Origin of the sequence: Altibacter lentus (genome assembly GCF_000746845.1) — a bacterium.
GTDB classification, from domain to species: Bacteria; Bacteroidota; Bacteroidia; order Flavobacteriales; family Flavobacteriaceae; genus Altibacter; species Altibacter lentus.
Genome location: NZ_KN050846.1, coordinates 120,749 through 131,383, shown reverse-complemented (window position 1 = coordinate 131,383; position 10,635 = coordinate 120,749). Strand labels below are relative to the sequence as shown.

The window sequence follows — 10,635 nt, the reverse complement described above, 5'->3', positions numbered from 1 at the left end:
AAGTCAGAATTAGAGAAAGATTATGTCCTAATAATCCTCACATTCAATGAGAAGCTGAAACTATCATTTAGCTTTTTTTCAGGATACTGCGATTTCTTTATAGATGACAACTATGAGGTATTCATTCAATATAAATTTAAGAGTGTGGGAAAGGCATCTGATTATTTTAGAAAAAGTTTATTTTCTAAAATCAGAAAAGTTGAATATAATAATTCAACTAAAAAGAAGATTGGAGTTGAATATTGGTTAATCGAAAAAGATGATAAACGACTACTTTGTGGCGAGATGCCAATCTTTAGTATTATCAAGAAGCCCAAGAACGAACTGGTTAAAACTTTCGAACCTTTTTTATCTTTAGAAACTAGCACCAACATAGGCTAAAATTCAGCGGGACTGAATTAATTGAAACAAATTTTATACTTTTAAAGAAGCTAAAAAAGTTAATCGGACAAATTTGGGTACGCAGCTCCTCACTCCGATGTTCCGCCGTTGGCGGATCCCCGGCGTCGCTGCCAACCCGTCGAAATTTTAGCCTTAACCGTTGTAAGTAATGCGGAAATTGTGCTGAAATTGAACATTTGAGCTAAAAAAGCCAACCGCACAGTCAAGCACATTTCATTTTTTTCGTGCCTCAAAAAATAAAAAGAGCTTGCCTTTTCCCAACGCAATACTTCTGATAATACAATGAACATTTTCATTATTTAACAATGAATTTTTGCTATCTTTCTGCCAAATTATAAAAAGGTTTAAAATGAACCGAATTAAAGAAGTTTTAAAAGACAAAGGAATTAGTCAGACTTGGCTTGCTGAAAAAATGGACAAAAGTTATCCGACCATTAATGAATACGCAAGAAATAAAAGACAACCGAGTTTAGAAGACTTATACAAAATAGCAGAAATACTACAAGTCAACGCAAAAGACTTGTTAGTAGATAGCGAAAATAATATTGGGAAATAAGATGAGTAAAGAACAAAAAATAACAGGCAACATACAACCACCAAATAAGGATTTGGAAATACTAAAACAAAACTTCCCAAGCTGTTTTGACAAAAACGGAGAATTTGACTTTGATAAATTCAAAACCCAACTTTCAAAAAATGAAATCAACTTTTCAAAAGAAAGTTACGGAATAGATTGGTTGGGTAAATCTTACGCTCGTTTATTAGCAACAGATGAAACCACTACGTTATTAAAAGAAGATGAAACTTTTAACCAAAAAGAAGAAAATAAAAACTCTGAAAACTTACTCATAAAAGGAGACAATCTGGAAGTGCTAAAACACTTATCAAATGCCTATTATGAAAAAGTAAAAATGATATACATTGACCCACCATACAACACAGGTAGTGATGGTTTTGTATATGCAGACGACAGAAAATTCACTATAGATGAACTACAAGAATTAGCAGGAGTAAATGAAGAACGAGCCAAACGAATTTTAGATTTTACCCAAAGTAAAAGTAACTCACATTCTGCTTGGTTAACTTTTATGTATCCAAGATTGTATATTGCCAAACAACTTTTAAAAGAAGATGGAGTAATTTTCGTTTCTATTGATGATAATGAAGTTGCACAACTTCGTTTATTGATGGATGAGATTTTTGGGGAGGAGAATTTTGTAAGTGAATTTATATGGGAGAAGAAAAAGAAACCTTCTTTTTTACATAAAAATGTTGGTAAACTTTCTGAATATATTATATGTTATGTAAATAATTCGAATAAAACTTTTCCATTTTCAATAGAGAAAACTACAGAAGGCAAAAAGTACCCATTTAATAACGCAGGTAATTCCTTAGAAGAGCTAACCTTTCCGCCTAAAACTGTTGAATTTTCAATCGAAGATTGTACTATTAAGCCGCAAGATATGTCTGAGGGTAAAATTATTACAGAATTACTTAACGAACTTATTATTAAAGATGGTTTAAATGAAAATGAATTTAGACTTAAGGGCGAATGGAGATACTCTCAAAAAACTTTAGATGAAATAATCAAAAACAAAGAAAAAATTTCAATCAGCAAAATACCATTTAGACCAAACCATATTAAAGTTGGTGGCGAAATAAAAAAGATGAAAAATTCGTTTTCACCAACTCATTATGAAATGGAAACAAATGAAGATGCTACAAAGCAAATTGTATCCCTTTTTGGAATTGACCTTTTTAGCAACCCAAAACCAACTAAATTAATTGAAACGATTATTAAGGCAATATCTTATAATGACCCAAAAGCTATAATCCTCGACTTCTTCGCAGGTAGTGGCACAACAGGCGATGCCGTAATGCAACTCAACGCAGGAGACAATGGAAAGCGTAAATTTATTTTAGCGCAATTACCTGAACTAATTGACCCAAAAAGCAATAAAACCGCTTACGATTTTGTGAAAAACGAATTAAAGGTAGAAGAGCCTACGATTTTTGACATCACTAAAGAGCGATTAATTCGTGCTTCTAAAAAAATACAAGAAGATAACAAAGATAAAGATTTATCAAATCAAGATTTAGGTTTTAAGGTATTTGAAACAATGCCAATATGGGAAGATTATAATTTTGAATCAGAAGAACTTGAAAAACAAACAAGTTTGTTTGATGAAAGTAAGCTAACCAAAGAAGACATAAGAGCATTATTAGTTACTTGGAAAACTTATGATGGTGTTCCACTTACTACAAGCATACAAGAAATAGACTTAAATGGCTATACAGCACATTACAGTAGTGAAAAACTATATTTAATGGATAAAGGTTTTACAACTAAAAATTTAAAAACATTATTAGAAAAAATAGATAGCGATAAAAGTTTTAATCCAACTACAATCATAGCATTTGGCTATCATTTTGAAAGTAAAAATTTGCGTGAAATAAGTGAAAATATTAAATCTTACGCTAACAAAAAAAGTATTGACATTGACTTTATAACACGCTACTAATATGAAAGGATTTAATTTTGAAAAAAATCTACAGCATCAATCACAAGCGGTAAAAAGTACGGTTTCTGTTTTTAATAATTTAGAAAAAGAAAACCCAAAAGGAGTTGACAAACAATTTCTTAATCCTACCTTGAAAATTTATGATGGCAATAATACCTATCCTAAAAACATAATAGAATTACAAAAGGTCAACAATATTGAAGGAAAGGTAAATCTAAATAGTAACATCATAGATATTATGATGGAAACAGGAACAGGAAAAACCTATACTTACACCAAAACTATTTTTGAACTCAATAAAAATTACGGTCTTTTTAAATTTATTGTCATTGTTCCTACACTTTCAATTAAAGCTGGAACAATCGACTTTTTAAAAAGTGATAGTGCAAGAGCACATTTTAAAGAACAATATGGCAAAACCATTAAACTGCATATTGTAGAAAGTAAAAAAGGAGGTAAAAACAAAAAATCATTTATGCCACCTGCTGTGAATAGTTTTGTAAACGCAGGTGTTTACGAAAAAAATAGCATTCAAGTAATGGTCATAAATGCAGGAATGGTAAACTCTGAAACAATGCAAAAGAGTTTTGATAAAGGTATTTTTGACAAACACACTATTCCGTTTAAAGCAATTTCAGCAGTTAGTCCTTTTGTAATTATAGATGAACCTCATAAGTTTTCAAAAGCCAACAAAACTTGGGAGAATATTCAAAAAATGAAACCGCAATATATTTTGCGTTATGGAGCAACATTTAGAGAATATGAAAATTTAGTTTACACTTTAACTGCTGTAGATTCGTTCAATCGTAATTTAGTAAAAGGCGTAATAGGTCATATTACAGAGTTTGAAAGCGGAAAAAATGCTATTGTAAAACTCAATAATACGGACGGAAAAGAAGCCACTTTTGAATTATTGGAAGACAAGAGTAAAAAGACATTTAAACTTGCTAAAAAAGAAAGTTTACAAAGAGTACATTCTGCAATGGAAGATTTGTATGTAGAAAGTTTAAATAAAAGTAAAGTTGTTTTATCTAATGGCATTGAATTATCAAAAGGCGATAAATTAAACCCTTATTCTTATGCAGAAAAACTGCAAGAAGTAATGATTCAAAAAGCCATAAAAAGCCATTTTGAAAATGAGAAACGATTACTTACAAGAAGTGTAAAAATTAAACCAATTACACTATTCTTTATTGACAACATAGAAGAGTACAGAAATGAAGATGGTTATTTAAGAACTACTATTGAAAGTTTGATAAAAGCAGAGGTAGAAACCTTACTCAAAACTGAAAAGAACAAGTTTTACAAAGCATATCTTGAAAAAACCTTGGAAGATATAAGTCTCACTCACGCAGGATATTTTTCAAAAGATAATTCGGAAAAAGATGAAGCAATAGAAAAAGAAATAAATGAAATATTGCACGACAAACAAGCAATGCTTGATTTAGATAATCCAAGACGATTTATTTTTTCAAAATGGACTTTACGAGAAGGTTGGGATAACCCAAATGTTTTTCAGATTTGTAAATTAAGAAGTAGTGGTAGCGATATTTCAAAATTACAAGAAGTTGGTAGAGGTTTAAGACTGCCTGTAAATGAATACGGAAACCGAGTAAAGGACGAACAGTTTTATTTAAACTACTTTGTAGATTTTACTGAAAGTGATTTTGTGGATAAATTAGTAAATGAAATTAATGAGAAATCTGGTGCAATTTCAATAGAGGATATTCCAGAAAAACTATCAGACGATATTGTTAAGAAAATTTGCGAATTATACGAAACCACAGAAGATGATTTATTTGAAATATTGGACGATAATAATGTTGTAACAAGGTCTAATAAATTCAAAGAAGGTGGTTTTGATTTTATCAAACATAACTATCCTAAAATATTTGAAGGTGTTGGTTCTAACAAAGTCAGAAAATCTACAGATAAGAAAAAGCAAGTAAGCATACGAACTGAAAAATACAGCGAATTAAAAGAGCTTTGGGAGAAATTAAATGAAAAGGTAATTTTAGAATATAAGTTTGATAAAGAAGATAAATTCAAATCCTTATTTGTTAATTTCTTGAATGAGCAAAACAGTAATTTTACCATTGAAGGCATAAAAGAAAGAACAGCACAAATTGAAATAACTGACAACATTGCTGGAGTTAAAGAAGAACAAGAAATTTATGGAAATGAAATAACGCCAATTTCTACAATGAAGTACAGTAGTTTCTTGAAGGAATTAGCAAAAACATTAAATATCAATATAAAAACTTTAAACAGTTCATTTATTGATTCTAATATCGACATAAACAAATTTTTAAATATTGCTACAGTTCGCATTATTAAGCAAAAATTCGAGAATTATTTAATGTTTAATGCAATAGATAAATTTGGTATTGAATATCAAAAAGTGAGCAATGAAATTCATCCGACCAAATTTACAGACGAAAGAGGAAATGTTTTAAAAGAAATTTCTGCTTCTGATGTTGGAGTAATGTATTCCGAGAATAATGTTGCCGACACTTATTTACTTGATGAACTATTTTACGATTCTGAATTAGAAAAACAGAATATTGAACAAAACTTGAAAGAAGTAGTTGTTTTCTCTAAAATCCCAAAAAACTCAATAAAGATTCCTGTTGCTGGTGGAAAAAGTTATTCGCCTGATTTTGCTTATGTTTTGAATTATGAAGACAAATCCAAAAAACTATACTTTGTTGTAGAAACAAAAAACACAGCACAAGAAAGTTTGAGAAATGAGGAAAAACAGAAAATAAGACACGCAGAAAAGTTCTTTGGAGATACAATTAAGATTAAATTCAGAAAGCAATTCAGTAATAAAAAAATAGAAAATTTAATACGAGAAATTGTAGTTGAAAAATAGCCAACGCTTAAAGCCATACACATTCGCAATTCGCTTCAGCCAAAACACAAGCCCAAAATTGCAAAAGAGTATGTCTTGCCAACGCTCACATTTGAACTAAATAACAAACATCGGAAAACCAAACTGAATGAAAAAAGCACTACTTACAACAACGTATATAAGTAATGCGAGATAAGTGATAAGTCTCGAAGTAAAAGTTTATCACGAAAAACAATTTCACAACGGAAAAACATTGAGTATTTGCCTCGCACTACTCATATACAAACACGTTACCACACATTTGAGAAAAACATTGCGAACACCGAAATACGACATAGAGCACTACAAAGCTATTGCCGAAAAAAATGGTGGAAAATGTTTGACTAATAAATTGACTAATTCCGAAACCAAACTTGATTTAGTTTGTGCTGAAAATCATAAGTGGTCGACTTTTCCCAGAAATTTAATTAGAGGTTTTTGGTGCAAAAGATGTGCTATAAAGAAATCAAAACAGCATCTCAAAAAATCTATATCTGATTGTACTCAATTAGCACAAAAAAATAATGGATTTTGTCTATCTACAGAATATATTAACGCTCATTCAAAATTAGTATGGCAATGCGACAAAGGTCATACTTGGAAAGCTACTTATCACGGAGTTCGTGGTGGTACTTGGTGCAATATTTGTTCTTCAGAGAGAACAGCGGAAAAATTACGATTATCAATAGATGACTGTCATAAAACCGCAAAAGAGAGAAACGGACTTTGTCTTTCGAAAACTTATAGGAATACGCAAACAAAAATGACTTGGCAATGTAATAAAGGTCATATTTGGCAATCTACATATGGAAATATAAAAGGCGGTAATTGGTGCCGAATTTGTTCACAAAAACAAGCTGGACTTAAAAGAAGAACTTCAATCGAATTTTTTAAAAATTATGCCAAATTAAAAAATGGTATTTGCTTGAGTGATTTTTATGAAAATCAAAGAACTCAATTAAAATTTCAATGTCAAAAAGGTCATACTTGGGAAACTATGGCTGGTTCAATAAAATCAGGTAAAACTTGGTGTCCAATTTGTGCAGGCACATTTAAAGCAACAACAAAGGAACAGATTGAAGAAAAGCTTAATGAAGTTAGGAGAATAGCTATAGCAAAAGGTGGCAAATGTTTGTCGCAAACATACATAAATAGTAAATCAAAATTAGAATTTCAATGTAGCAAAGGTCATACTTGGGAAACAATTCCTTTAATTATTAAAAAAGGTGGATGGTGTAACATTTGTGCTGTAAAAAAGGTAAGTGATGAGCAAAGGGATACAATTGAAGACTTTATAAAAATCATAGAAAAAAGAGGTGGAAAATGTTTATCAAAAACATATTTGAACGCAACTCAAAGCAGAATTCACGTAGAATGCGAATTTGGTCATAGGTGGTTCGCAAGACCTCAAGGGATAAAAAATGGTACTTGGTGTCGAAAATGTTATGGAACAGCAAAATCTACATTAAAAGAAATACAAGAATTAGCAATTGAAAGAGGTGGAAAATGTCTTTCAGAAAGCTACAAAAATGATGCGACAAAAATGAAATGGTCGTGTTCAGAAAATCATACTTGGATTGCAACACCAAATAATATAAAAAGAGGTAAATGGTGTCCAACCTGTACCAAAGGTATTGGAGAAAGAACTTGTAGATTGAGTTTTGAAAAAATATTTGGTAAAGACTTCAACAGTATTAGACCTAATTGGTTAAAAAATAAGTTAGGAAATAAAATGGAGCTTGACGGCTACAATGAAGAACTGAAAGTTGCATTTGAACATCAAGGTCGTCAGCACTATTCTACAACAAACATCAATCATAGATATGTTAAACAATCCACGATTGATAATGATAAACAGAAAGCAAATATTTGTGAAGATTTAGGTATTAAAATCATCTATATACCAGAAGTATTTACAGATGTCAAATTAAACGATTTAATTGCCTTCATAATCAATCAGCTCGAAAATCAAAATATAAAATATCCTAAAAAAGCAAAAAAGATTAAGCTAAATCCATCAGAGGTTTACACATATACAAAAAATAAAGAATTAATTGAGCGTGAAAAACGAGCCAAAAAAATCATTAAAAAGGCTGGAGCTGAAACAATAGATATTTATAGAACAAATAGCGGAGTCAAAATACGAGTAAAATGCAAAAACAAGCACATATTATCAACTACGACAAGTCAAATACTGAAAGGAATAGTTTGTCGAAAATGCAACTGAAAAGAAAATTGTGAATAAAAACGTGTGGTAACAACGTATATAGCTCATAGCTTGTTAGTTGCTTAATTCAAAGTTAAGGCATATTTGGAAAGTCGCCAAATTTTTAAATTTGACGATTTACAATAAAAAAAGATAAATAGTAAAATTTAAAAATCTGGCTTGTTCTTAATCCGAAAATAATCGCTAATTTACACGCTACGAGCCATATACAAGACCGTTGCCACACATTTGAGAAAAATTCTGTACATATTGACAATTTTAGTTTTCGGAATGACTTATGCTCAAGAAAACGACACTTCTGTTTGTGATTTACAATCGGAAAATCAACTATGGAAAGCGGAATATGAAAAAGCGGAATCCAAAGCAGAACGGATTGAATTAATTAAGTCTAAAATAAAATCTGACTCAATTTACGAACAATCTGAACCGAAAATTAAGACAGTACATTCGCCAACTATTTTCAACGAACATAAAAACAAAAACGGAATTGAATGTGGTTGTAAAATTTTATTCATTTTACATTACAAAAAAAGACGTTCGATTATTGTAAATCTAAATGACCGACCTGAATTAAGCATTGTTGTGGACAAACTGAAATCCGAAAATGTAGAACGGATATGGACTGAATTTAAAAAAGAAACTGCACAAGCGGTTTATGGAGTGGCTGGAAAATGTGGATTTGTACAATTGAGAATAACTGACAGAAAATTAAAACGACTGATAAAAAACGTGTGGCAACAACGTGTATAATTCATGCTTTACTCCTACTTCAATTAAAAATTTATATATTTAACAATATGATTCGCAACGACTGAAAATCTATCGATTCTCAGCCGCACAAATCATACACAAGCACGTTGTAAAACATTAGAACAAAATCCTGTAAATGAAGAAAAATCCAAAAATATTTTCAATTTTAATCACTCTAATCGTATCTGCGATTTTAGGATATATAGAAATTGGAATTTTTAAAGAATATGGTTGGACTGTATTTCTTGTTATTCCATTCATAATTGGGTTTCTTCCACCTTTTATTAATGGAAAATTATCTGAAATAAGTAAAAAAGAGAGTTATAAATTAAGTTTTCTAACACTTGGAATTGTTTTAATTGGACTTTTGATTTTCGCAATTGAAGGAATGATTTGTATTGTAATGTCTTTACCATTAATCGCTTTATTAGTTTGGCTTGGTTCTTATTTAGGATTTAAAGCAAACTCTGGAAAGTGGATAAATCCGACAAATACAACAATTGGACTTTTTATCATTTGCGTAAGTTCAATGAGTTTCGACTATGTAAATGAACCTGAAAACTTAATTCCTGTTAGAACGAAAGTTATTGTTAACTCAAATATTGAGAATGTTTGGAAAAACGTTGTGACTTTTGACAAAATAGACGAACCTACTGACTGGATATTTAAAACTGGAATTTCATATCCGACAGACGCAACAATTAAAGGAACTGGAATTGGAGCAATAAGATATTGTAATTTTACAACTGGAAGTTTTGTAGAGCCAATCACAACTTGGAACGAACCGAATTTATTACAATTTGACGTAAAAGAACAACCAATTCCTATGAATGAATTTAATCCATTTTGGGAAGTTCATCCACCACATTTAGATGGCTATTTCAAGTCATATAAAGGTCAATTTAAACTGACCAAAATCGGAGAAAATAAAACGGAATTAGAAGGAACGACTTGGTACAAAGTAGATATTACACCAGAAATTTACTGGAAAACTTGGTCTGACTTTATAATTCACAGAATACATAAACGAGTATTGAATCATATAAAAATAGAAGCTGAAAATAAATAACGTTTTACAACACCGTGTATAATTAATGGCTAGTTCAAGCTTGCTTACGAAAATCCTCGCGGATTTCCTATTGGGTTTGTATTTGCTAAATTAGTTGCTGAAACACGCCACTAATCATACACAAAACCGTTGCCACACATTTGAGAAAAATTCTGTACATATTGACAATTTTAGTTTTCGGAATGACTTATGCTCAAGAAAACGACACTTCTGTTTGTGATTTACAATCGGAAAATCAACTATGGAAAGCGGAATATGAAAAAGCGGAATCCAAAGCAGAACGGATTGAATTAATTAAGTCTAAAATAAAATCTGACTCAATTTACGAACAATCTGAACCGAAAATTAAGACAGTACATTCGCCAACTATTTTCAACGAACATAAAAACAAAAACGGAATTGAATGTGGTTGTAAAATTTTATTCATTTTACATTACAAAAAAAGACGTTCGATTATTGTAAATCTAAATGACCGACCTGAATTAAGCATTGTTGTGGACAAACTGAAATCCGAAAATGTAGAACGGATATGGACTGAATTTAAAAAAGAAACTGCACAAGCGGTTTATGGAGTGGCTGGAAAATGTGGATTTGTACAATTGAGAATAACTGACAGAAAATTAAAACGACTGATAAAAAACGTGTGGCAACAACGTGTATAATTCATGCTTTACTCCTACTTCAATTAAAAATTTATATATTTAACAATATGATTCGCAACGACTGAAAATCTATCGATTCTCAGCCGCACAAATCATACACAAGCACGTTG

At 30.7% G+C, this 10,635-nt stretch carries 8 protein-coding genes; all 8 read left to right on the top strand.

Annotated features, from left to right (window positions below):
• On the top strand, positions 1 to 381 hold a 381-nt coding region (locus JS40_RS15545), incomplete at its 5' end, for a hypothetical protein (protein ID WP_233273929.1).
• 370 nt (positions 382 to 751) lie between these two features.
• Positions 752 to 958 carry a helix-turn-helix domain-containing protein gene (locus JS40_RS00775; RefSeq protein ID WP_034257716.1) on the top strand — a complete coding sequence of 69 codons (207 nt, stop codon included), beginning with the start codon at positions 752 to 754 and terminating at the stop codon, positions 956 to 958.
• A gap of 1 nt (position 959) precedes the next feature.
• A complete protein-coding gene (locus JS40_RS00770; RefSeq protein ID WP_034257715.1) occupies positions 960 to 2,924 on the top strand; it encodes a site-specific DNA-methyltransferase in 1,965 nt (654 codons plus the stop codon).
• A gap of 1 nt (position 2,925) precedes the next feature.
• Positions 2,926 to 5,799 (top strand): type III restriction-modification system endonuclease, encoded by a 2,874-nt coding sequence (locus JS40_RS00765; RefSeq protein ID WP_034257714.1) that lies wholly within the window; start codon positions 2,926 to 2,928, stop codon positions 5,797 to 5,799.
• 280 nt (positions 5,800 to 6,079) lie between these two features.
• Positions 6,080 to 8,044 (top strand): hypothetical protein, encoded by a 1,965-nt coding sequence (locus JS40_RS00760; protein WP_152558099.1) that lies wholly within the window; start codon positions 6,080 to 6,082, stop codon positions 8,042 to 8,044.
• A gap of 249 nt (positions 8,045 to 8,293) precedes the next feature.
• Positions 8,294 to 8,794, top strand: a complete 501-nt coding sequence (locus tag JS40_RS00755; RefSeq protein ID WP_152558088.1) for a hypothetical protein — start codon at positions 8,294 to 8,296, stop codon at positions 8,792 to 8,794.
• Between the two features lie 136 nt (positions 8,795 to 8,930).
• Positions 8,931 to 9,863, top strand: coding sequence for an SRPBCC family protein (locus JS40_RS00750; RefSeq protein ID WP_034257712.1), 933 nt, complete (start codon positions 8,931 to 8,933; stop codon positions 9,861 to 9,863).
• A gap of 161 nt (positions 9,864 to 10,024) precedes the next feature.
• On the top strand, positions 10,025 to 10,525 hold the full coding sequence (locus JS40_RS00745; protein ID WP_152558088.1) for a hypothetical protein: 501 nt from the start codon (positions 10,025 to 10,027) through the stop codon (positions 10,523 to 10,525).
• Positions 10,526 to 10,635 lie beyond the last annotated feature (110 nt).